This window comes from Nitratireductor sp. WH36-1 (assembly GCF_058725515.1).
Genome location: NZ_CM178970.1, coordinates 1,663,112 through 1,686,240, shown reverse-complemented (window position 1 = coordinate 1,686,240; position 23,129 = coordinate 1,663,112). Strand labels below are relative to the sequence as shown.

Annotated in this window: 23 protein-coding genes and 1 other RNA gene; 6 read left to right on the top strand and 18 right to left on the bottom strand. The window is 62.1% G+C overall.

Going from position 1 to position 23,129, the window contains the following annotated elements; genetic code table 11:
• Positions 1–192: 192 nt before the first annotated feature.
• From ilvC to AC4PTT_RS08020, 4 genes are all read right to left on the bottom strand, one after another.
• Entirely contained in the window at positions 193–1,212 is a 1,020-nt protein-coding gene (gene ilvC / locus AC4PTT_RS08035) for a ketol-acid reductoisomerase (protein WP_113155591.1), read from the bottom strand.
• Between the two features lie 49 nt (positions 1,213–1,261).
• Positions 1,262–1,912, bottom strand: coding sequence for a TetR/AcrR family transcriptional regulator (locus AC4PTT_RS08030; protein WP_492162449.1), 651 nt, complete (start codon positions 1,910–1,912; stop codon positions 1,262–1,264).
• Between the two features lie 920 nt (positions 1,913–2,832).
• Positions 2,833–3,414 (bottom strand): transglycosylase SLT domain-containing protein, encoded by a 582-nt coding sequence (locus tag AC4PTT_RS08025; RefSeq protein ID WP_113155593.1) that lies wholly within the window; start codon positions 3,412–3,414, stop codon positions 2,833–2,835.
• A 115-nt stretch (positions 3,415–3,529) separates the two neighbouring features.
• A complete protein-coding gene (locus tag AC4PTT_RS08020; protein WP_206994186.1) occupies positions 3,530–4,270 on the bottom strand; it encodes a pyridoxine 5'-phosphate synthase in 741 nt (246 codons plus the stop codon).
• 145 nt (positions 4,271–4,415) lie between these two features.
• On the opposite strand from AC4PTT_RS08020, the gene AC4PTT_RS08015 reads away from it, so the two are divergent.
• Positions 4,416–4,823: a SpoIIAA family protein gene (locus AC4PTT_RS08015; protein ID WP_206543858.1), complete on the top strand. Its 408-nt coding sequence runs from the start codon at positions 4,416–4,418 to the stop codon at positions 4,821–4,823.
• A 123-nt stretch (positions 4,824–4,946) separates the two neighbouring features.
• Here the strand turns inward: AC4PTT_RS08015 and AC4PTT_RS08010 are convergent, their stop codons facing one another.
• The 5 genes from AC4PTT_RS08010 to AC4PTT_RS07990 form a co-directional block, all read right to left on the bottom strand.
• Positions 4,947–6,074 (bottom strand): ATP-dependent DNA helicase, encoded by a 1,128-nt coding sequence (locus AC4PTT_RS08010; protein WP_206543859.1) that lies wholly within the window; start codon positions 6,072–6,074, stop codon positions 4,947–4,949.
• Between the two features lie 272 nt (positions 6,075–6,346).
• The gene (locus AC4PTT_RS08005; RefSeq protein WP_113155597.1) at positions 6,347–6,847 is read right to left on the bottom strand and encodes a hypothetical protein; all 501 of its coding nucleotides are present in this window, start codon (positions 6,845–6,847) and stop codon (positions 6,347–6,349) included.
• A 135-nt stretch (positions 6,848–6,982) separates the two neighbouring features.
• Positions 6,983–7,579 (bottom strand): LysE family translocator, encoded by a 597-nt coding sequence (locus AC4PTT_RS08000; protein ID WP_206543860.1) that lies wholly within the window; start codon positions 7,577–7,579, stop codon positions 6,983–6,985.
• 127 nt (positions 7,580–7,706) lie between these two features.
• On the bottom strand, positions 7,707–8,279 hold the full coding sequence (ilvN, locus tag AC4PTT_RS07995; RefSeq protein WP_113155599.1) for an acetolactate synthase small subunit: 573 nt from the start codon (positions 8,277–8,279) through the stop codon (positions 7,707–7,709).
• 83 nt (positions 8,280–8,362) lie between these two features.
• Positions 8,363–10,165, bottom strand: coding sequence for an acetolactate synthase 3 large subunit (locus tag AC4PTT_RS07990; protein WP_113155600.1), 1,803 nt, complete (start codon positions 10,163–10,165; stop codon positions 8,363–8,365).
• A gap of 335 nt (positions 10,166–10,500) precedes the next feature.
• Between AC4PTT_RS07990 and AC4PTT_RS07985 the strand changes: the two genes are divergently transcribed.
• Positions 10,501–12,378, top strand: a complete 1,878-nt coding sequence (locus tag AC4PTT_RS07985) for an ATP-binding protein (RefSeq protein ID WP_206548298.1) — start codon at positions 10,501–10,503, stop codon at positions 12,376–12,378.
• Between the two features lie 137 nt (positions 12,379–12,515).
• Here AC4PTT_RS07985 and AC4PTT_RS07980 read toward each other — a convergent pair whose 3' ends face one another.
• The gene (locus AC4PTT_RS07980; protein ID WP_113155601.1) at positions 12,516–13,298 is read right to left on the bottom strand and encodes a GGDEF domain-containing protein; all 783 of its coding nucleotides are present in this window, start codon (positions 13,296–13,298) and stop codon (positions 12,516–12,518) included.
• A gap of 80 nt (positions 13,299–13,378) precedes the next feature.
• On the bottom strand, positions 13,379–14,323 hold the full coding sequence (gene miaA / locus AC4PTT_RS07975) for a tRNA (adenosine(37)-N6)-dimethylallyltransferase MiaA (protein ID WP_492162448.1): 945 nt from the start codon (positions 14,321–14,323) through the stop codon (positions 13,379–13,381).
• Between the two features lie 29 nt (positions 14,324–14,352).
• On the opposite strand from miaA, the gene serB reads away from it, so the two are divergent.
• Entirely contained in the window at positions 14,353–15,240 is an 888-nt protein-coding gene (serB, locus tag AC4PTT_RS07970) for a phosphoserine phosphatase SerB (protein WP_492162447.1), read from the top strand.
• Positions 15,237–15,800 carry a GNAT family N-acetyltransferase gene (locus AC4PTT_RS07965; protein ID WP_297563836.1) on the top strand — a complete coding sequence of 188 codons (564 nt, stop codon included), beginning with the start codon at positions 15,237–15,239 and terminating at the stop codon, positions 15,798–15,800. Before serB ends, AC4PTT_RS07965 begins: the two co-directional genes overlap by 4 nt.
• Before the next feature lie 90 nt (positions 15,801–15,890).
• Here AC4PTT_RS07965 and AC4PTT_RS07960 read toward each other — a convergent pair whose 3' ends face one another.
• From AC4PTT_RS07960 to AC4PTT_RS07930, 7 genes are all read right to left on the bottom strand, one after another.
• Positions 15,891–17,390, bottom strand: a complete 1,500-nt coding sequence (locus AC4PTT_RS07960) for a DegQ family serine endoprotease (RefSeq protein WP_206543864.1) — start codon at positions 17,388–17,390, stop codon at positions 15,891–15,893.
• Between the two features lie 167 nt (positions 17,391–17,557).
• Positions 17,558–17,743 carry a DUF2065 domain-containing protein gene (locus tag AC4PTT_RS07955; protein ID WP_206543865.1) on the bottom strand — a complete coding sequence of 62 codons (186 nt, stop codon included), beginning with the start codon at positions 17,741–17,743 and terminating at the stop codon, positions 17,558–17,560.
• Between the two features lie 12 nt (positions 17,744–17,755).
• Positions 17,756–18,694, bottom strand: a complete 939-nt coding sequence (gene hflC, locus AC4PTT_RS07950) for a protease modulator HflC (RefSeq protein WP_206543866.1) — start codon at positions 18,692–18,694, stop codon at positions 17,756–17,758.
• On the bottom strand, positions 18,694–19,794 hold the full coding sequence (gene hflK, locus AC4PTT_RS07945) for an FtsH protease activity modulator HflK (RefSeq protein ID WP_206543867.1): 1,101 nt from the start codon (positions 19,792–19,794) through the stop codon (positions 18,694–18,696). Before hflK ends, hflC begins: the two co-directional genes overlap by 1 nt.
• A gap of 147 nt (positions 19,795–19,941) precedes the next feature.
• The gene (locus AC4PTT_RS07940) at positions 19,942–20,436 is read right to left on the bottom strand and encodes a dihydrofolate reductase (protein WP_113155609.1); all 495 of its coding nucleotides are present in this window, start codon (positions 20,434–20,436) and stop codon (positions 19,942–19,944) included.
• Between the two features lie 14 nt (positions 20,437–20,450).
• Positions 20,451–21,245 carry a thymidylate synthase gene (locus tag AC4PTT_RS07935; protein WP_492162446.1) on the bottom strand — a complete coding sequence of 265 codons (795 nt, stop codon included), beginning with the start codon at positions 21,243–21,245 and terminating at the stop codon, positions 20,451–20,453.
• A gap of 189 nt (positions 21,246–21,434) precedes the next feature.
• Positions 21,435–21,746 carry a DUF2853 family protein gene (locus AC4PTT_RS07930; RefSeq protein ID WP_206543870.1) on the bottom strand — a complete coding sequence of 104 codons (312 nt, stop codon included), beginning with the start codon at positions 21,744–21,746 and terminating at the stop codon, positions 21,435–21,437.
• 158 nt (positions 21,747–21,904) lie between these two features.
• Here AC4PTT_RS07930 and ssrA point away from each other — a divergent pair.
• Both ssrA and AC4PTT_RS07920 read left to right on the top strand, forming a co-directional pair.
• Positions 21,905–22,272: a transfer-messenger RNA gene (gene ssrA, locus AC4PTT_RS07925) on the top strand.
• 268 nt (positions 22,273–22,540) lie between these two features.
• Positions 22,541–23,128, top strand: coding sequence for an SspB family protein (locus AC4PTT_RS07920; protein WP_492162445.1), 588 nt, complete (start codon positions 22,541–22,543; stop codon positions 23,126–23,128).
• The last annotated feature ends 1 nt before the right edge of the window (position 23,129 follow it).

Below are 23,129 nucleotides of genomic sequence, written 5' to 3'. Positions count from 1 at the left end.
CGTTCACCTCCATGCCCGTCAGGCGCGCCTGACCGGCGGCAGGAGGCCCATGCGGTTCTTGCGGTACTTACGGGTCATGCAGCGAAAACCGTGCCAGAAACCTGTTTCATCGCGGGACAGGCAGGCGGAAGACCGGCAAAGAAAAAGGCCGCGGGCGATGCCGCGGCCTTCTCTCTGAGACTTTGGAAAAGATCAGTTCTTTTCCTTGTCCACCAGCTTGTTCTTGGAGATCCACGGCATCATGCCGCGCAGCTTCTCGCCAACTTCCTCGATCGGATGCTCGTCGTTCAGGCGACGGGTCGCCTTGAAGCGGGCCGCACCTGCGTGCCACTCCTGCATCCACTCGGTGGTGAAACGGCCGGACTGGATGTCGTGCAGAACGCGCTTCATCTCTGCCTTGGTCTCTGCCGTGATGATGCGCGGGCCAGAGACATACTCGCCCCACTCAGCGGTGTTGGAGATCGAGTAGTTCATGTTGGCAATGCCGCCCTCATAGATGAGGTCGACGATCAGCTTCACTTCGTGCAGGCACTCGAAATAGGCCATTTCGGGAGCGTAACCGCCCTCGACCAGCGTCTCGAAGCCGGCGCGGATGAGCTCGACCAGACCGCCGCACAGAACGACCTGCTCACCGAACAGATCCGTCTCGCACTCTTCGCGGAACGTGGTCTCGATGATGCCCGAACGGCCGCCGCCAACGCCGCAGGCGTAGGACAGGCCGAGGTCCAGCGCATTGCCGGAAGCGTCCTGGTGAACGGCGACCAGGCACGGCACGCCGCCGCCCTTCTCATATTCGCCGCGCACGGTGTGACCCGGGCCCTTCGGCGCGACCATCAGCACGTCGACGGTCTTCTTCGGCTCGATCAGGCCGAAATGCACGTTGAGGCCGTGCGCGAAGGCGATGGCCGCACCGTCGCGGATGTTCGGCGCGATCTCGGAATTGTAGATGCCGGCCTGCAGCTCGTCGGGCGTGGCCATCATCATCAGGTCGGCCCATGCAGCAGCCTCGGCCACCGACATCACCTTCAGGCCATCTGCCTCGACCTTCTTGGCGGTTGCAGAACCCGGACGCAGCGCCACGGCGATTTCCTTGGCGCCGGAATCCTTCAGGTTCAGCGCGTGCGCGCGCCCCTGGCTGCCATAACCGATAATGGCGACCTTCTTGCTCTTGATGAGATTGAGATCGGCATCGCGATCATAATACACCCGCATACTCAATTCCTTTCCTGATCCAACTGACTGTAGTTCACCTTCGACCGCCTTAGACGCTGTCGCGGCCGGTCGTCTCGTTTTTCCGCACCCCGAAAAGCACGAAAAACTGGTCCACCGCCTCTTCTGCAAGGACGGCGTAATGTTCAGGCCGGCGAACACCGGCCTCGCCCAGAAGCATGCGCACATGAAGGTCGCGCACGATCAGGCCGTATAATGTGTGATAGGCAGTTTCGCGGTCGTGATAAGCAATAAGGCCGCGCTGCCTGCCGGCCTCCAAAAGCGCGCCGGCGCGTTTATCAATACCATGCCGACCCCGCTCAATAAGAAGCGCGCCAAGCCGGCTACCTTCCCGGCTCGCCTGTCCAATGGCCAACCGGTTAAGCGCCAGCGATACATCTCCACCGAGAACCTGCAAGAGGTCATTTGCGAAATCCACCAGATGCGTGCGGAACCGGCCGTGATCCAGTCGCTCGCCGCTGTCGATCTGCGCGCGCACCTTGCTCGCCTGATGGGAGATCATGGCTGCCAGAAGACCGTCGCGGTCTCCGAACCATTTGTAGAGGCTTTCCTTGGAGCAGTTGGCCGCGCGCGCCAGCCCGGCGGTCGTGAGCGCGCGCTCGCCGCCTTCCAGCAGGAGGCCCAGCGCCTTGTCCAGAACCGCGCGCTGGCGCGGTGTGAATGTATCCTGCATTTCCGACATGTGGCGCACGAAGGTCTCTGTTCCCGTTTACGGATCGTACCGTACGGTACGGTTCTGTCATAGGGAAAAACAAAATGCAAGCCGCTTTGCCACAGGGTCCGGGGAGATTGCGTCCCTCGCCTGCCCGGCCCTGCGAAACGGCATCGGCCCCGCATCCTGTGGATACGGGGCCAGCGATGAAGACAGGCGGTCAGGCCGGGCTCTGGCTATGAGCTTTTCAGAAAAAGCGGAAGCGCTCCACGTGGATGACAGCTTCTTTCTCCCCGCTTGCGGGGAGAAGGTCCCGGCAGGGGGATGAGGGGCTGACGCGGCGCGTGAAAATCTCGCCATTTGTGGGTTCGCGGAACCTGGCGCCCGCCCCTCATCCTCACCTTCTCCCCACATGCGGGGAGAAGGGGGCCTTGACGGTGGGGCCTGGTCGTTTGACGGCGTGCGGCTTTGGGTCGTTGGGCAGGACGGTCGGGCAGCCTCCTTCTCCTCGCGCGCGGGGAGAAGGCCCCGGCAGGGGGATGAGGGGCTGACGCGGCGCGTGAAAATCTCGCCATTTGTGGGTTCGCGGAACCTGGCGCCCGCCCCTCATCCTCACCTTCTCCCCGCTTGCGGGGAGAAGGGGGCCTTGACGGTGGGGCCTGGTCGTTTGACGGCGTGCGGCTTTGGGCCGTTGGGCGGGACGGTCGGGCAGCCTCCTTCTCCCCGCGCGCGGGGAGAAGGTCCCGGCAGGGGGATGAGGGGCTGACGCGGCGCATGAAAGTCTCGCCATCTGCGGGTTCGCGGAACCTGGCGCCCGCCCCTCATCCTCACCTTCTCCCCACATGCGGGGAGAAGGGGGCTTCGAAGTCGGCGCCCGCAATTGCCCAAGAAGAATGAATGAGAGCGTTTCGCGATGCAATGAAGAGTGGAGACCGCTGGAATCAGGTCGTTCAGCGCCCGCACTGGCGCATCTGGCGGCCGTAATTGCTGGACATGGTGGCCGCCTTGCGGGCGGATTTCTGCATCTGCGGATTGTTGCGCCATACGCCACGCCGATAGCCCGCATGGCCGGCATAATAGTTCAGGTAAAGGCTGTAGGCGTCGTTGAGCGCCACGCCATTGGTGCGGTTGCTGGTCTGGTGATACCAGCCGACGAAATCCACCGCATCGGCGAAGCTGCTGCGCCGCGCCATCATATTGCCGGTCTCGCGCTTGTAGCGCTGCCAGGTGCCATCAAGCGCCTGCGAATAGCCATAGGCGCTGGAGGCGCGCTTCCACGGAATGAAGCCAAGCAGCTTGCGGCGCGGCGGGCGCGCATCGGCGTCGAAGCCGGATTCGATGCGGATGGTCGCCATCAGCACCTCCGCCGGCACGCCATATTTGCGCTCGGCGCGCTTGGCCTGCGTATACCAGCCGCCGAAAAAGCTCTGCTTCTGGTCGAAGACGGTACAAACATTGTTGATGCTGCGCGGCGTCGAGGCACAGCCTGCCAACGCCAGCGCGAGCAGCACGGTCACTGCAACGATACGCATTAAAACACCTCAAAACCCACCCCATGCATAGGTCAGGGAATCCTAAGAAACCCTGTCCATGCGCGTTAACGGTCTGGGCAATGCCGTGACCATTTGCGGGCGATTTGGAGGTAGATCAGCCCTCGCAGGCGCGGATGAAGCGGCGCACGGTTTCGGCCATGCCGTATTCCAGCGCATCGGCGGTGAGCCCGTGGCCGATGGAAACCTCGCAAAGTTCCGGCATGCGGCGCGCAAGGGCCGGAAGGTTCGCCACCGTCAGGTCGTGACCGGCATTGACGCCGAGCCCGTGCGCGGCGGCGGCGTCCGCCGTTTTGCCAAGCTTTTCCAGCTCGATAGCAGCCTTTTCGGAATCATCATGGCAACCGCCGTAAGGACCGGTATAGAGCTCGATCCGGTCCGCCCCGAGCGCTGCCGCCGCCGGCACCTGATCGGGATCAGGGTCAGCAAAAAGCGAAACGCGAAAGCCCTGCTTCTTGAGCCGCGCGATGACGGGTTTTAGAAAACCGCCCTGCCCGGCAAAGTCCCAGCCATGGTCGGAGGTGGCCTGTGCCGGATCGTCGGGCACCAGCGTCACCTGTTCGGGCTGATGCTCTTCGACGAGCGCCAGGAATTCCTCGGTGGGAAAGCCCTCAATGTTGAACTCGCGGCCGGGAAACTCGTCATCGAGCAGCGCGCGGATCTCCGGCAGGTCGGAAAAGCGGATATGGCGCTGGTCGGGACGTGGATGCACGGTCAGCCCGCAGGCGCCCGCTTGAAGCGCGATGCGGCCAAGCCCGGTCACGCTCGGCCATGGCAGATCGCGCCGGTTGCGCAGCATGGCGACAGCGTTGAGATTGACGGAGAGTTTTGCCGGCATTGTTGCGTCCCGCTTTTCTGTTGCGCTCGATGCGTTACCATCGCTCCATACCGCGTTCGGGTCGGAACGGACAGGCCCAGATCGCGTTGTCGATACAGACAAGCCGGGTCGATAGAGGCAAGCCGGAAAGCGTCAGGAGCAGACCATGACCGTCAACGACAATCCCCCCAATGTGCGGCGCATCGAGACAGACCGCGACGACGCCTATGCCTTCGAGATCGTCGGACACATCACGGCAGCCGACATGGAAAACCTCTACGGTCTTCTCGAAGGCGCTTATGAAGTGCACGACAAGATCGACGTGCTGGTCATCATTCACGACTATGAAGGCTTCGACTGGCATGCCGCCTTCAAGGAACAGACGATGATCGGCAAGACCAACGCACTGAAGCATATCCGCAAATATGCAGTGGCCGGCGGACCGGCCTGGATGGGCACGACCATCGCCTTTTTCCGTCCGTTCTTCTCCATGGAGATGGAGTATTTTCCCTATGAGAAGGTGGAGGACGCCTGGAATTGGCTGGGCGCGGAACCAGCCCCGCCGCCGGGCTGACCGGCATTGGCCAGTGCCCTATCGCATTTGCGCTGCGCCGGATGCGCGCATCCGGCTGCAAAATGCTCTTTGATTTCCCGCATTTGTGCCACGCCGGATGGACGCATCCGGCTGCAAAATGCTTTAGCGCACGATGGTCAGGCGCTCGGAGGCACGGGTAATGGCGGTGTAGAGCCAGCGCTGGCGCGTGTCGCGGAAGGCATAGCTCTCATCAAAGAGCACCACCTCATCCCACTGCGAACCCTGCGCCTTGTGCACGGTCAGCGCGTAGCCATAGTCGAAATCGTCGTAACGCTTCTTGGTCTGCCACGGAATTTCCGCCGTGGGATCCTCGAACGCCGCCTTTAAAAGCTTGATCTTGGCCACGCCGCGATCGGGATCGTCCTCTTCGGGCGAGACCAGAAGGTTGATGCCCGGCTTCACGGTCTCGCGCGACGAGGTCATCACCTTCCACAGCGAGCCGTTCAACAGCCCCTTGGCGGGGTCGTTGCGCAGACACACCAGCTTGTCGCCGGCCTGCGGATAGTCGGCGTCGAACCCCTTCAGCTCGCGCAGGCGCTGATTGTAGCGGCGGCGCGTGCGGTTGGTGCCGACAAGCACCTGATCGGCCGAAAGCACCAGATCCTGATCGACCTCGGCCTTTGAAATGACCCTGGCCGCACCATAATCCCCATAGGAGATATCCCGCCCCTCGCGCACATCGAGCGCAAGCTGGATGATGGGATTGTCGCGCGCCTGCCGGTGGATTTCGGTCAGGAGATGGTCCGGCTCATGCTCGGTGAAGAACCCGCCACCGGAGATCGGCGGAAGCTGGCCGGGATCGCCCAGAACGAGGATCGGCGTGCCGAAGGACAGGAGGTCGCGGCCAAGCGCCTCATCCACCATGGAGCATTCATCGATGATCACCATCGCAGCCTTGGCGATGGGGCTCTGGCGGTTGAGCGAGAAGGTGGGCGACATGGAGGTCCGTCCAGTCACCTCGTCTTCCACCTCTTCCTCGCCGCGCGGGCGATAGATCAGCGAATGGATGGTGCGGGCATTCTTGGCGCCGCGCGAGCGCAGCACCTGCGCGGCCTTGCCGGTGAACGCGGCGAACTGCACCTCGCCATCGACATGCTCTGCGAAATAGCGCGCCAGCGTGGTCTTGCCCGTTCCGGCGTAGCCGAACAGACGGAAAACCTGGGTCTGACCGGCCTTGAGCCAGCTCGCCACAGCGTTAAGCGCTGCATCCTGTTGCGGGGAGAATTCCATGCCGTCCAGAAAGCAGATTCGGCCCGAAATGAACAGGCTGCAACCACACCGGAGGCAGCAGGATCGCTCACGCCATTCGTGCTCAAACCCATTGCAACAGTGTTGTGCGTGGTTCGACAGGCTCACCATGAGGGTGGGGTATGGGACGGCAAAACCCGTCTGAAGCATCATGGAACAAGCCTCTGGCGCAAAGCCGGCCTCCCTCATGGTGAGCCTGTCGAACCACGCACAGCAGCGCAATGCAGCGGGGCATTGAAACCGGTGTCCGCCCCCTAGCGCGTGTGCGGCGAGAGGTCCCGGCCGGGCCAGGTGGTCAGGGGCGGCTCGGGCATCACGTCTTCGCCCAGATGGCTGCTCACATAGATGATGTCGCTCCACAGCTCTTCCTCGCCCTGATCGTTCAGAACCCGCAGCATGACGAGATAGCGCTTGCGCGCCCGCACCCCGCAGACCGGCGGTGAACGCAGGCTGTAGCGCTTGCGCCAGCGCTGCACGCGCTCGCGCACCACATAATAGCCATTGCCCGCAGGGTCTTCGAAGTCGGCCTCGATGATCATGCCGTGGCGCAGATGGCGGATCTCCCGCACCGCCAGATCGTAGTGAATTTCCGAAGAGTTGTGATCGATCGTGAAACCACCGCCCAGGACGGCGAGCAGCGGCTTCTCCTCGGCGCGCTCACAGGTCACCCAGCCTATGGCCAACAGCACAAGGCATATGCCAGACGTCACCAGAAACAGTCGCCAGGTAAGGGCGGCCTCGTCGAATTCCGCCATTTGCTCGCTCCGCGTTTCACGCGGGGCGCATTCAATCATATAGCCGACTAACTATCTAGCCACAGAAATTGTGGCTGAGAGACCCGCTCACCCCGCATTTTGTGGAATGGATTGTTGTCAGCCTGCCCGCGAATGCTAGCGCATCATCGGCCATAAGGTGGCGGCGAGCGCCAGCCCCATGACGATGTTGAACCATTTGAGCCGCACGGGATCGGCCAGAAAGCCGCGCAGAACCACGCCGAACCCGGCCCATACGGAAACGCTCGGGAAATTCACGATGACGAAGGCGAGCGCGACAAGGAGAACCGTCGCGAAAGGTGCTGTGGGGTCGGTGTAGACCGCCATGGCGGTCAACGCCATGACCCAGGCCTTCGGATTGACCCACTGGAACGCGGCGGCCTGCAGGAACGTCATCGGCTGCGCATTGCCTTCACCGCCCTGCCCCAGCGCGCGCGACATGGCGATGCGCCAGGCGAGGTAGAGAAGATAGGCCCCGCCGGCGATTTTCAGGATCGTGTGGAGCGCGGGAAACGCCGTCAGAACAGCGCCAAGCCCGAAGCCAACCGCGAGCAGGAGCGACGCGAAGCCACCGGCAATGCCAAGCATGTGAGGGATGGTGCGGCGGAAACCGAAATTCACGCCCGAGGCCAGCAACATGAAATTGTTCGGCCCCGGCGTCACCGAAGCGACGAAGGAGAAAACCAAGAGGGCAAGGAAAACGTCCGGCGACATCCGCCAACTCCCAAACGGTCGCCCGGCACAGGGGCAATTAGGTCAGTATTATTGACCTTATTTCTCCTGCGGGCAAGATACAGATCGCCCTGCCCGCAGAAAATATCCGTTCACGCAGAGGCCGCGCCTACATGCCTTCCGGGCCGCGGTTCATGGCGGCAACGCCCGTGCGGCACACTTCGACCAGGCCGAGCGGCTTCATGATGGCGATGAACTGCTCGATCTTGGAGACGCGCCCCGTGATCTCGAAGATGAAGTGCTCGGTGTTGGCGTCGATCACCTGAGCGCGGAAAGCGTCTGCCAGGCGCAGCGCCTCGACGCGGTCCTCGCCCTGTCCGCGAACCTTGACCAGCGCCAGTTCACGCTCCATCGGGCGGTCATGGCCGCGCTCATCGGCGACGATGGAGAGGTCCACCACGCGGTGCACCGGAACGATGCGCTCGAGCTGATGCTTGATCTGCTGAAGCACATGGCCCGTGCCGCGCGTCACGATGGTGATGCGCGAAAGGTGGCGTTCGTGCTCGGTTTCGGAGACGGTGAGGCTGTCGATGTTGTAACCGCGACCGGAGAACAGGCCGATCACGCGGGCAAGGACGCCCGGTTCGTTGTCGACGAGGACGGCCAGGGTGCGCGTCTCGGCAACCTGGGTTTCCTTGGTGATGAAATAGGCAGAGCCGGTGGGTTGTAGCTGCGCGTTCATTGCATGAATCTCTTTTGCAAAACCATCGTGTAACTGACTGAAAACAAAGCGTCCTGCCGCTGAGACAGGACGCCTCATAACCGTCACACCAATTGCCGGCCCTCTTCGTCGATGGCGTTGGCCACCGCCTCGTCGCTGGCCTCGTCGGGAAGCAGCATCTCGTTATGCGCCTTGCCCGACGGGATCATCGGGAAGCAGTTGGCGAGTGCGGCAACACGGCAATCGAAGATCACCGGCTTGTCGACTTCAATCATCTCGCGGATGGCGTCATCCAGCTTGCCCGGCTTGTCGCACATGATGCCGTGGCAGCCATAGGCTTCGGCCAGTTTGACGAAGTCAGGCATCGCTTCCGTATAGGAGTGCGACAGGCGGTTGCCATGCAGGAGCTGCTGCCACTGGCGCACCATGCCCATATACTGGTTGTTCAGGATGAAGATCTTGATCGGCGCATTGTGCTGCACCGCTGCGCTCATCTCCTGAATGGTCATCTGCACCGACGCATCGCCTGCAATGTCGATGACCAGCGCATCGGGATGCGCGATCTGCACGCCAAGCGCCGCCGGCAGGCCGTAGCCCATCGTGCCCAGACCGCCGGAGGTCATCCAGTGGTTCGGCGCATCGAAACCGAAATGCTGCGCCGCCCACATCTGGTGCTGACCGACTTCGGTCGTCACATAGACATCGCGCTCCCTGGTCAGCTCATAGAGCCGCTGGATCGCGTATTGCGGCATGATGATGTCGTCATTCGGCTTGTAGGCGAGCGAGTCGCGTGCGCGCCAGATGTCGATCTGCGTCCACCAGGGTTTGAGCGCGGCCTTGTCGGCCTTCGCGGTCGCGCGCCACAGGCGCACCATGTCTTCAAGGATGCGGCCTGCATCGCCGATGATCGGCACGTCGACATGCACGTTCTTGTTGATCGAGGACGGATCGATGTCGATGTGGATCTTGCGCGAATGCGGCGCAAAGGCGTCGAGACGGCCGGTGATGCGGTCATCGAAGCGCGCACCGATGCACAGCATGACGTCGCAGTCATGCATCGCCATGTTGGCTTCATAGGTGCCGTGCATGCCCAGCATGCCGAGCCAGTTGTCGCCGGATGCCGGATAAGCGCCCAGTCCCATCAGCGTGGAGGTGATCGGGAAGCCCGTCAGATCCACCAGCTCGCGCAGCAGATGGCTCGCCTCCGGACCGGCATTGATGACGCCGCCACCCGAATAGATCACCGGCCGCTTGGCGTTGGCCATCAGCTCGATGGCCGCCTTGATCTGGTTGATGTCGCCCTGCTCCTGCGGGTGATAGCTGGTGCGCGGCGCGGTCTGCGGCGGGGTGTAGGTGCCCTTGGCAAACTGGATGTCCTTGGGAATGTCCACGACGACCGGTCCCGGGCGACCCGTGGTCGCCACGTGGAAAGCCTCGTGAATGATCGCGGCAAGCTGGTTCACGTCCTTCACCAGCCAGTTGTGCTTGGTGCAGGGACGGGTAATGCCGACCGTGTCGCACTCCTGGAAGGCGTCCGAGCCGATCAGCGCGGTGGGAACCTGACCACTGATGCAGACGAGCGGGATGGAATCCATCAGCGCGTCCTGCAGCGGCGTCACCGCATTGGTAGCGCCGGGGCCGGAGGTCACCAGCATGACACCGGCCTTGCCGGTGGCGCGCGCATAGCCCTCGGCTGCGTGGCCTGCTCCCTGCTCGTGGCGTACAAGAATGTGCCGGACATCTTCCTGCTGGAAGAGCTCGTCGTAGATGGGAAGTACGGCGCCGCCCGGATATCCGAAAATATCCTCGACACCATTGTCCTTGAGCGCCTGCACGACGATCTCTGCGCCCGTCATCTCGTTTTGGGCGGATGCGTCCGCTGCTGGCTCCGACACTGCCTTGTTCATCTTGGTCTTTCCGTTCTCTCTACCGGCGATTTGTTTAGCTGCCCAACGCCCCCAAGGAAACACCAGGCCAATAAAAAAGGCCCCCGAGGGAGCCTGTGTTTCGCGCATGGGGTGCTTTCGCCAGACAGCTACGCTGCCTTGCCCATGCGCCTTCCTACGATAAGAATGTTTCCTGTCATCATGGCTGCGCACAATAAGGTTGCTTGAACGTATCGTCAACCAGCTTGATAAGCCCAATTTTAAGAGCCCCGTTTACCCCTCCTCAACCATCCCGCGACACGCCGCCTTAACTTCGCGGCACTAGCCTTGAGCGTTAGGGATAATGGGGTGGCATGATGTTTGTGGAACGCGGAACGACGCAGGGCGAGACGACATCTCAGGAAAGGCGCGCAGCCGATCAGCCGCGCACGCGCCTGCTTGGCCATGTCGTGCATTGCGACGGCTCCCGCGCCACGATTGCCGCCGAGACCGACACCGATGACAGCGGCCAGTCCAATTACTGGACCGTCGGCAAGATGATCTCCATCAATCTCGGCGCAATCCGCACGGTCGGTCTCGTCTATGCGGTGGAGCGGCCCGAACACCGCTGGCGCGATGGCGAGGCGAACCCCATCGCGATCTCGGTCGAGCTGGTCGGCGAAGTGCGCGACCGTGGCGCCGAGCCCGTGTTCGACCGCGGCATCACGGAATATCCGCATATCGGCGCTCCCGCCCACCGCATCCGCTCGCGCGACCTGCAGGCGGTCTACGATCTGGCCGGCCGCCAGCAGGCCGTGATCGGCAAGCTGTCGCAGGACGAAAGCATCGATGCCTGTATTGCGGTGGATGACACGCTGAACCGCCATTTCGCAGTGGTCGGCACCACCGGTGTCGGCAAATCGTCGGCCGTATCGCTTCTCCTGCGCAAGACCATCGCCTCACGCCCGGATCTGCGCGTGCTCATTCTCGACCCGCACAATGAATTCGCCTCCGCCCTGCCGGAATACGCGGTGCGTATCGACACCAACACGCTGGACCTGCCGTTCTGGCTGTTTCGCCTTGAAGAACTGGTGGAAGTGCTTTTCCGGGGCCGCGAGCCGGTGACGGAAGAGGTGGAACTGCTGCGCGAGATCATTCCCGCTGCCAAGCATCTCTATCGCAATCCGGGAAGCGCTGCCTCGCTGCGACGGTCAAACGACACGGGCGGGCTGACGGCGGACACGCCGGTCCCCTACCGCATGGCCGATGTGCTGAAGGAGATCGAAGAGCGCACCGGCCAGCTTGCCAACAAGTCCGACCGGCCGATCTATCGCAGCCTGCGCACACGCATCGAGGCTGCCCAGAACGACCCGCGTTACCGTTTCATGTTCGCCTCTCGCCTCATTGAGGATTCGATCCACGAAACGATCGGCAGGCTCTTCCGCATCCCCAGCCACGGCAAGACGGTGACCTGTTTTGAAATGGCCGGCATGCCGCCGGAGGTGGTCAACTCCGTCTGCTCGGTCATGGCCCGCCTCGCCTTCGACCTGGCGCTGTGGAGCAACGGAAAGCTCAACCTTCTGGTCGTCTGCGAGGAAGCACACCGCTACATGCCCGCCGATCCGCGCCTGGGCTTTGCGCCGACGCGCCATGCGCTCGCACGCATCGCCAAGGAAGGCCGCAAATATGGCTGCTATCTCGGTGTGGTGACACAGCGCCCGGGCGAACTCGACCCGACGGTCCTGTCGCAGTGCTCCACCGTGTTCGCCATGCGGCTCGCCAACGATCAGGACAAGGCGATCATCCGTTCGGCAATCGCGGACTCCTCCGCGTCCATGCTGTCATTCCTCTCGGCCATGGGCCGGCGTGAGGCCATCGCCTTTGGCGAGGGTGTCGCGACGACCATGCGCATGAAGTTCGAGCAATTGCCGGCACATGCGCTTCCGGGCCAGCGGGACGATGCGAAGAAGAAGGCGTCGCGCCCCGAAGACATCGACAATGACGTGGATCTCGCCTCGATCGTGGCAAATCTGCGCGATGCCGGCCGCTCCATGCGCTCGCAGGTGCAGTCGCCACCGGATATCGGCTCGCCCGTCCCCGCAGACATGCAGGCCGGCGACCGCGACTACCGGCCCCGGCCGGCAAGGACGCCTGTTCAGCCCGAGACCTTCGAACAATGGTCCCGGCCGTCCGACGATTACGCGCGTCCGGCGAGCTACACAGTGCCGTCGCGCAGCCATTTCGGAAACCGCTAGCGCTCTTCATTTTTTCAGTGCACGGCTCATGAAGGTTCCGGCAAGCTGCCGGAGCCGGACGCCATGCATGCGGGAGCACGCCACGCGCCAGCGCAGCGTTCAGCTCTTTCAGTTGAGCGTAGGGAAAGTGTCGCCTCTCAGGCGCAGACGCGGTTACGGCCCAGGCGTTTGGCCTCATAGAGCATCTTGTCGGCGCGACGGTAGAATTCCTCAGCCGATTCCCGCCCGTCCCAGATGGACAGGCCGACGCTGATCGTCACCCGGATGTTCACATTGCTCGCTTCGATCAACAGCTGTGACACGGCGCGGCGAATGCGCTCGGCAAGCTTGACCAGAGATTCATTGTTCATGTTCGGCGCGACCACGGCAAATTCCTCGCCGCCCATGCGCGCGACCACATCATGATAGCGGGTCAGGTCTTTAAGGCAGCGCGCCACTTCGCGCAGCACATCGTCGCCCACATCGTGACCATGCGTGTCGTTGACCTGCTTGAAATGATCGAGATCGAGAACCATCAGGCCGACCGGCTTTTCGATGCGGCGGAACTCCTGCAGATATTCGCGCAGCGCATCATCGAAGAAGCGCCGGTTCTGCATGCCTGTCAGGCTGTCGGTCAGGGCGGCGTGCTGAAGGGATTCCGAACGGGCGCTCAGCGTTTCCGTCATGGCCCGTAACTTCCCCTCCTCGCGCACCTGGGTGCGGATCAGCGGATAGATGAAGAAGATGCCGAAAATGATGGCGGTCGCCAGAAGGACGCCGGTGACGAACAGAATCTGGATAAAACTCTTCAGATCCTGCGGAGCCGGAAAAATGCTGATGTCGGAGCGTAAAAGCCAATAGGCGTAGGCAAGCAGGGCACCCGCGCCCAGCACCAGCAAAATGAAAACAAAGAACGCGGATTCCGCTTTGTGGAAACGCATGCCTGCCCCGAATGACACCCTTTATCGCCTTCTCGCACAGTCTCACTTACGCAAGGTTAATCTCCACAGGCGGAATGCTTCTATTCCGCCGGTTTGGCGCTCGCCTGAAGAACCCCGGCAAGACTTCGCGGAAGCGCGTTTTCCGAAGAAAGCGGCACACGGAGCCAGTCTTCGCCAAGCTGGTTGCGGAACCAGGTGCCCTGGCGTTTGGAATAGCGCCGCGTGGCGGTTTTCGCCCGCTCGATTGCGTCTTCCAGCGTGCACGCATTTGCCAGACAGGCCGCCAGTTCGGGCACGCCAATGGCTTTCATCGCCGGCAGTTCGGGTGGCAGATCAAGCGCCAGTAGCGCCTTCACCTCTTCCAGAGCGCCCTCTTCCACCATGCGGTCGAAGCGCTGGCCGATACGCTGTCTGACAAATTCGCGTTCCGGCTCCAGAACAATGCAGCGGCTGGATACCCGGTCGACCAGCGGCGGCGTGTTTTCCTGCTGCCAGGCGCTCAGCGGACGCCCCGAAGCCTCGAAAACCTCGAGCGCGCGCGTGATGCGCTGCGCATCGCTCGTGCCGATGGCGGAAGCGGCGTCAGGGTCGCGCTCGGCCAGAAGCCCGTGCAGCGCCTCCGGCCCGTCTTTCTCCATGCGCTGACGCCAGTGCCGGCGCACCGCATCGGGCACCGGCGGCACCGGCGCAATGCCTTCCAGAAGCGCGCGGAAATAAAGCCCCGTGCCGCCCACGAAGACAGGGCGCTTTCCTTCAAGCGCGCCGCTCTCCACAAGCTTCGCCACATCGTCGAGCCACGCGCCGGTTGAATAGGCGACCGATGGCGACACATGCCCATAGAGAAAGTGCGGCGCGCGTTTCAGATCTTCGGCAGAGGGCCGCGCGGTCAGGAGCGAAAGCACGTCATAGACCTGCATGGAATCGGCGTTGATCACCACCCCGCCCGTTTCCTGCGCAAGCGCCAGCGCCAGAGCGGACTTGCCGCTGGCAGTCGGCCCCGCTATCAGGATCGCATTATTCAACATGCCCGCCGCTCACTATTCCGGAAACGCCCATGTCCCTCGTCGCCACACTCATCTCTCATCCGGCAAAGCGCGCTCTCACGCCCGCGGTTGCGACTATGGCCATGGAGGCGCTCGATGCAAGCGCCATCGACTGGCTGGGTGAAAACCTGGCCTGCGACATCGCCCTGGCCCCCGGTTCCGATGCCGCAGAGGCCGAAGCACGCCTGCGCACGGCACTGGCCGGTGCGCCCATCGATGTGGCGGTGCAGAAGACCGACAACCGGCGCAAGAAGATGCTGATCGCCGACATGGATTCCACCATGATCGATCAGGAGTGCATTGATGAACTGGCAGCAGAGCTTGGTCTGAAGGACGCCGTTGCCGGCATCACGCGGCGCGCCATGAATGGCGAGATCGCTTTCGAACCGGCGCTGGAAGAGCGCGTCGGGCTCTTAAAGGGCCTGCCGCTCAACGTCATCGACAGCGTGATCGAAAAGCGCATCACGCTCGCTTCCGGCGGCCCGGCGCTCGTCGCCACGATGAAAGCCGCAGGCGCATTCACCGCCCTCGTCTCGGGCGGATTCGAACAGTTCACCGGGCCGGTCGGCGCAAAACTCGGCTTCCACACGCAGCAGGCCAATCATCTTTTGACCGATGGTGACCGGCTGAGCGGTGAGGTCCGGAAACCCATTCTGGGGCGGGAGGCAAAGGCCGTCGCGTTAAACCGCTTTGCCGCAGAACACGGCCTGACGCCGGACGATGTGCTGGCCGTGGGTGACGGCGCCAATGATCTCGACATGCTGGTTCTGGCCGGCCTCGGCGTTGCCCTCCATGCCAAGCCCGCCGTTGCGGAACAGGCGCGGGTGCGCATCGACCATGGCGACCTCACCGCCCTTCTCTTCCTGCAGGGCTATCGCGAAGCGGACTTCGTCACATGACGCTTCTTGAGACCGACCGGCTGATCCTGCGCAACTGGGGCGAGGAAGACCGCGCCTTCTTCCACCACATCAACTCCGATGAGACGATCATGGAGTTCTTCCCCTATCGTCGCAGCCGCGAGGACGCCGACGCAGCGATGGATTTCATCCGCGATGGCATCGAACAGAACGGTTTCGGCTTTGCAGCGGTGGAACTGAAGGAAACCGGCGACCTTATCGGCTTTGTTGGGCTGCATCGCCCGCGCGGGCTCTCCAACCTGCCCGAAGACGCCATCGAGATCGGCTGGAGGCTTGCGCCTGAATTCTGGGGCAAGGGCTATGTCACGGAGGCTGCGCGCGCATGGCTCGCCCATGGTTTCGAAACGCTCGGCCTCGATGAAATCGTTTCGTTTGCGGTTGCCGGCAATGAGCGCTCCACCGCCGTCATGCGCCGCATCGGCATGCGCCACGACGCAGCTGACGATTTCGACCATCCCGCCGTGCCCGACACGCACCCCGGGCTGAAGCGCCACGTGCTCTACCGCCTGTCCCGCGCGGACTGGAAAGCCCGGCAGGCATAGCCGGCACTTTTCTCCCCAAAGACAAAAGAACGGCCCGGAAACCATCGCTTCCGGGCCGTTTTGCATTGATCTGGCAAGATTGCCTGAAGATCAGTCCATCCGCAGCGTCACGAAGCGCAGCTCGCCATTCTTGGAAGCCAGCATCAGAAGCGCATTGCGGCGACCCTGCCCTTTCAGCTCCTCAAGACGGTCCAGCGCCTCCTTCGGCGTGGACACCGTCGCCTGGGCGATCTCGACGATGACATCGCCAACAGCAACGCCCTTGTCTGCGGCAACCGAATCCTCATCCACCTTGGTGATGACGACGCCGTTCACATCGGCCGAAATCTCATACTGCTCGCGCAGCGCGTCATTCAGCTCGGCCATGTGCATGCCCAGAACGGCAGCAGACGACACGGCTTCGCTCTCGCCGGCCTGCTCATCGCCCGGCGTTTCGGTGGAAGCCAGCTTCTCACTGTCTTCAAGGCGGCCGAGCGTGACCTTCACGGTCTCTTCTTCGCCCTTGCGGACAACGGTGACATCCACTTCCTTGCCCACCGGGCTTTCAGCGACGATGCGCGGCAGTTCGCGCACATTCTCGACCGTCTGACCGTCGAAGGTGATGATCACGTCACCAGGCTGGATCGATCCATCATCAACCGGGCCGCCTTCGATCACGCCGCTCACCATCGCACCCATGGCCTCGTCCATGCCGAGGCTCTCGGCAATGTCGTCGGTCACTTCCTGAATGCGAACGCCGAGCCAGCCGCGACGCGTCTCGCCGAACTCGCGCAGCTGATCGACAACCTTGATCGCCAGCGCCGAGGGAATGGAGAAGCCGATGCCGATGGAACCGCCGGTCGGGGAAATGATCGCCGTGTTGATGCCGATCACCTCACCATCCATGTTGAACAGCGGGCCACCGGAATTGCCCCGGTTGATGGCCGCATCCGTCTGGATGAAATCATCATAGGGGCCGGAACCGATTTCGCGGTTGCGGGCCGAAACGATGCCCACCGTCACCGTGCCGCCAAGGCCAAACGGGTTGCCGATGGCCATGACCCAGTCGCCGATGCGCATCCTGTCGGAATCGCCAAACGGCACTTCCTGCAATTCGCGCTTGCTCGCATCCACCTTCAGAACGGCAAGATCCGTCTTGGTGTCGACGCCCAGCAGCTCGGCGTCCAGCTTGCCGCCATCGGTGAAGTTGACGACGATCTCGTCGGCATCGGAGATCACGTGATTGTTGGTGACGACGATGCCTTCCTTGGCGTCGATCACGAAACCCGAGCCCAGGGACTGGGCCTGACGCGGACCACGATCGGCCTCCGGCTCATCCTGAAAGAAATCGTCGAAGAACTCCTGCAGGGGCGAGCCCTCGGGCAGCTTGGGCAGCGGCACCCGGCCGGAGCTTCCACCACCTGCGGAGCGCGAGGTGGAAATGTTGACCACCGCGCCGGCAAGCCGCTCGGCAAGGTCTGCAACCGAGGCGGGGCCTTCCGCCCGCGCTTCCTGCGCAACGATGACCGGCGTTGCGGCAAGACCTCCAAGCGCAAGGAGAGCGGCCACTGGCGCCACCCGCGTGGCGCGTAAAATCTTGGATGGGGTCATAAAGAGCATTTCTCCAGATGGCTTGCTTGGTGGAACGACGATTGGCCGGAATTCTACGCCCTATGCTGGGCCGATTCCATTAACAGGCGCTTCAATTTTCCATGATTCGCCGTGATTACGGCACGTTTGCGGCCCGCACGGGATTTCCGTACGGGCCGCAAAATGTTTCATCCTCTGACGAGCCAGACCAAGAACACCCCCAGCATCATGGCGGTGATGCCGGCAGTGCGAAGCGCACTGTCCGGCATTTCGAGGACCTGCTCGGCAAGCCTCTTGGCCAGCCCTGGCATGCCGCCGTAGACCAGACCCTCGATAACGAGGACAAGGCCCAGAGCGGCAAGGAAGTCGCTCATGTCGACCGCCGGCTACTGGCCGGCCGTCGCGCCCTGTGCGGCCGGAGCCGCCGGAGCGGATGAGCCCGAGGCACCGCCGGTCGAGTCGTTGAAGAAGCGGAAGAACTCCGAATCCGGCGAAAGCAGCATGGTCGTGCCTTCCGGGTTCAGCGCCTGCTGGTAAGCATTCATCGAACGATAGAACTCGAAGAAGTCCTCATCACGCGAGAAAGCATCGGCGAAGATGGCGTTGCGCTCTGCTTCGCCCTCACCACGCAGGATTTCCGATTCACGCTGTGCAGCAGCCAGGATCTCGACGACCTCACGGTCGGCGCGGGCGCGGATGCGGGCAGCGGCCTCACGACCACGGGCACGCAGGCGCTCGGCCTCGGCCAGACGCTCGGCCTTCATCCGGTCATAGGTCTGCTGAGAAACCTCTGCCGTCAGATCGGTCCGGCGAATGCGCACGTCTTCGATCTCCAGGCCCAGCGATGCAGCGGCGGGACGCAGTTCGTCGGCAACTTCACGCATCATCGATGCGCGCTCTTCCGAAAGTGCAGCCTCAAAGCCGCGACGGCCATAGACACCGCGCAGAGCGGAGTCGAGACGCGTGCGCAGACGCTGCTCGGCAAGAGCGACGCTACCCGAAACGGCCTGCCGGAAACGGCGGGGATCGCTGATCGAGTAAGCAATGAAGGCGTCCACTTCGTAGAACTTGCCGCCCGAGACCTGAACGCGGATGTCGTCAAGGTCGAAGCGCAGGATGCGGTCTTCGATGATCTGGACGTTGTCCGCTTCGAGGAAGCCGAACGGAAGTTTGAAGTAGAGACCCGGCTCGGTCTTCACATCGACGATTTCACCGAAGCGAAGAACGATGGCCTGCTGGCGTTCATTGACCACGAAGATCGACGAATAGACCAGGAACAGGATGACCGCGCCAATGACGACGAGAATGGGGAAACGGTTGGACATCAGTTGCTCCCTCCCGCAGTCGTGCGCGGCTGCGATTGCTGGCGAAGTTCAGGCAGCGGCAGATAGGGCACAACGCCCGAACCGCCATCCTGGCCGACAATCACCTTGTTCGAGCCCTGAAGCACGTTTTCCATGGTTTCGAGGAACAGCCTCTTGCGTGTCACGGCCGGGGCCTTTGCGTACTCGTCATAGACGGAGACGAAGCGCTGGGCCTCACCTTCGGCTTCCTGCACGACGCGGTTTTTATAGGCCGCGGCTTCTTCGCGAATCTGGGCCGCTTCACCACGGGCCTGACCGAGCTGCTGGTTGGAGTACTGGTTGGATTCCTCAACGAAGCGGTCTTCGTCCTGCTCGGCGCGCTGCACCTCGTCAAACGCATCGGCCACTTCGCGCGGCGGCGCAGCGTCCTCGATCGACAGAGCGTTGACCGTCAGACCCGTGCCATACTCATCAAGCGCGGTCTGGATGGTCGTGCGCACATCCTCGGCAATGCCCTGACGGTCATCGCGGAAAATGTCCTGAGCCGGCCTGCGACCGACAACCTCACGCATGGCGCTTTCGGCAACCTGGCGCAGGGTTTCGTCGGGATTGGCGACATTGAACAGATAGGCTGAAGGATCGGCAACCTGATAGGCGACGGAGAACTTTACGTCGACGATGTTCTGGTCACCGGACAGCATGAGACCGCTGGACGTGCCGCCCCGCGTCTCACCAATGTCCACCAGACGCTCGGCGACCGTGGCCTTCTCGACCGTTTCGATCGGCCACCAATGGAAGTGCAGGCCCGGCTCGGAGAGTTCCGGCTTCGGCTTACCGAAACGCAGTTCCACCGCCAGTTCGTCCGGCTGAACCGTGTAAACGGATTTGAACAGCCACAGACCGGCCAACGCAACGAGCACCAGAACGATCATGGCCGGGCTGACGCCACCGCCACCGGGCAGTGCGTTCTTCAACCGGTCCTGTCCGCGTTTGATGATCTCTTCCAGATCGGGCGGAGATCCCTGCGGTCCGCTCGGCCCACGTGGTCCCTGGTCCCAGGGCCCCCCGTTATTGCCGCCGCCCCAAGGGCCGCCTCCGCCACTTTGATTGTTCCAGGGCATTCGTGTTCCTTTTCTTGATCCGGGCTCCGGCCCAAAGGCCAGCTCTCCCATCCGGTCAGTTATAGGTAGCGGCAAATCCCCTTTCAACGCGGCAGCCCGCCGCGTTCCCTGATCTTTGCAGGGAAAAGAGTGCCTTGCCCAGCCTGTTCAGCGCCGTTGGTAGACCACATAGGTTGTGGCGTAAACGTCCTTTTCGCCTTCGGGCACGTCCTCACGCGAGACTTCTTCCCAGATTTCCGGGTCGATTTCGGGAAACACCGTATCACCGTCGATCTCGGCATGCACATGGGTGACATGCAGACGGTCGGCCATCTCCATCGCCTCGCGGTAGATCTGCCCGCCGCCGATGACGCAGATATCGGCCTTCGCATCGCCACCGCCAGCCAGCGCAAGCGCAACGGCAAGCGACGAGACGCATTCCGCGCCTTCAGCCTCGTATCCCGCCTGCCGCGTGATGACGATGTTGCGCCGTCCCGGCAGCGGTCTGCCGATGCTTTCCCAGGTCTTGCGCCCCATGACCACGGGCTTGCCCGTAGTGATCGCCTTGAAGCGCTTCAGATCGGTCGACAGCCGCCACGGCAGATCGCCCTCGCGGCCGATCACACCGTTTTCGGCCATTGCCACAACCAGTTCGATGCTCATCGCCCCCTCCCCGCTCAAACGGCAATAGGCGCGCGGATCGTCGGATCCGCGACATAGCCATCAAGACGGAAATCCTCAAAGCGGAACGCAAAGAGATCCGTCACATCCGGGTTCATCCACATGGTGGGCAAGGGCTTGGGCGAGCGCGTCAGCTGCTCGCGCGCCTGATCGAAATGGTTGGAATAAAGATGGGCGTCGCCCAGCGTGTGCACGAAATCGCCGGCGCGCAGCCCGGTCACCTGGGCGACCATCATCGTCAAAAGCGCATAGGAGGCGATGTTGAAGGGCACGCCCAGAAAAATGTCGGCGGAGCGCTGGTAGAGCTGGCAGGAAAGCCGCCCGTCGGCCACGTGGAACTGGAAAAGGCAATGGCATGGCGGCAGCGCCATGGAATCCACCTCGGCCGGGTTCCACGCCGACACCACGTGACGCCGCGAATGAGGATTGTCGCGCAAACCTTTCAGAAGATTCGCGATCTGGTCGATATGCCCGCCATCCGGCGCCGGCCAGGAGCGCCACTGCGCACCATAGACAGGCCCCAGATCACCATTCTCATCCGCCCACTCATCCCAGATGGAAACACCGTTTTCCTTCAGGTAGCGAATGTTGGTGTCGCCCTTCAGAAACCAGAGAAGCTCGTGAATGATCGAACGCAGATGCAGCTTCTTGGTGGTGAGAACGGGAAAGCCTTCTTCCAGATCAAAGCGCATCTGATGGCCGAACACGCCGCGCGTGCCGGTTCCCGTGCGGTCGTCGCGGTCGACACCGTTTTCGAGAACATGGGAAAGAAGATCGAGATACTGGCGCATGGCTGTCCGATTCGGGCTGGCGTTATCGCGCCATCATAAAGCAGCCACCTGCCACGAAAAGTGCGCGCCACAGGGTTTGGCGACGCCATCCACATACGCCGGCGCACATTCGGGCAACAGGGTTAAAGAGAAAGCCGCCCCTCCCCCCCCCAGCAGGAAGAGGCGGCGAAGTTCAGCGAAGCTGGAACCTCAAAGTTCGGAAAGCTGGCCCAGATGCTTCGCAACCAGATAGTAGAACGTCACGCGGCTCTTGGACCGGTCGCCAGACATGGTTTCGCACACGGTCTCGATCACGGCATCGCATTTTGCGGCGTCGGTCTGTCCGAGCTTCTTCATGCACCAGCTGGTGCGAACGCGGTCAAGCTCGCTGGAATCGCTGCAGGAGACCAGGGAGGAATCCCTGTTGCGCAACGCGATGCCAAGATGCTTCACGATCTTGTTGACGACTTCCTCACTCGCGGTGGCATCGTATTTGCGGACATCCGCAAGATAATCGGCCATGATCTTTTCCCTCACTTTTCAACGTGGGTACGCTTCCACAGAAACGGCCGGACCTCACGCAACCTGTGCGTTTGCCAAAGCCGCCTCACACCAAAAAAGACATTTATTAAAGGTTGACGCTAAGTCAATGCGAAAACCCCACGGGTTTCACGCGAAGACCCCTTTTCTTGCGAAGGCCGGGTCACTATATTCGTTGCGTCGGCTTGACCGACTATGGCGATAAACTGCCGGTGAAATAAGCCATTCGGACCCGGGGGCAGTGCCCGGCGCCTCCACCACAAACCGCCGCAGGGCTCCGGCCCGAGGGCGGCTTCTGATGGGGGCGAAACAGGATCGACGAGGGTGTAAAGATCGGACTTTCGCTCGGCATGATACCACCGTTATCGGGTCAAACTAGTAGTTGCAAACGACAACTATGCGGAGGCACGTCTCGCTGCTTAATGCAGTGCGACAGCTTCACTTGAACTCCTAAGGGTTCGCACCTTTAGGCGGGGTCCGGAGGCACCTGGCAACAGAAGCCTCCACTCTTGCCCCGCTCTCGACCTCTCCTTTCAATCTCCCCTTCCCTGCATCGACATTCGCGCGCAGTCAGCGAAGCTGTCAGGCAATGTCTCCGGCGCAGTGCAGCGTCCCGCAGCGATTGTCTGCAATACAGACAAGAGGGCCATGGTTGAAAAAACTGGTCTGTCAGGCGGGTGGGAGCGTGCGAACAGACATAAGCCGCCTTTTGCCGGTTTACGTGAGCACGGTCCTTGATTAGAGGTAAGTCAAAGATTCAACAACCGGTTCGCAGAATGGCCGAAGACCGCATTAGATACGATATTCTCGCTCAGGATGCGCTGCGTGGCGTCATGCGCAAAGTCCTGACTGAAGTTGCGCGCACGGGCCTTCCCGGCGAGCATCACTTCTTCATCACCTTTCTGACCAATGCACCCGGTGTCCGTGTATCGTCACGCCTGCGTGAACGTTATCCCGAACAGATGACAATCGTGTTGCAGTATCAGTACTGGGACCTGAAAGTCAGCGAGACGGGTTTCGAAGTGGGCCTCTCCTTCGCCGATGTGCCGGAAATGCTGAGCGTTCCCTTCTCTGCGGTGCGCGGGTTCTACGATCCGTCCGTGAATTTCGAGCTCGAATTCGATGTGAAGCCCGAGCAGGAAGACGCTCCCGGCGCCGAGATCACCGCGGTTCACACCGATGGCGACGAGGCGGATGAGGGATCGGCGAAAAAGGCCGGTGCAAAGAAAGCCGCCCGCAAGCCGAAGAAGAAGGAAAAGGCCGAAGCGGATGCCGAGACGGCAGCCGATGAGGCAGAAGACGACGCCGGGCCCGGGAACAAGGGTGCGGAAGTGGTTTCCCTGGACGCCTTCCGGAAGAAGTGAC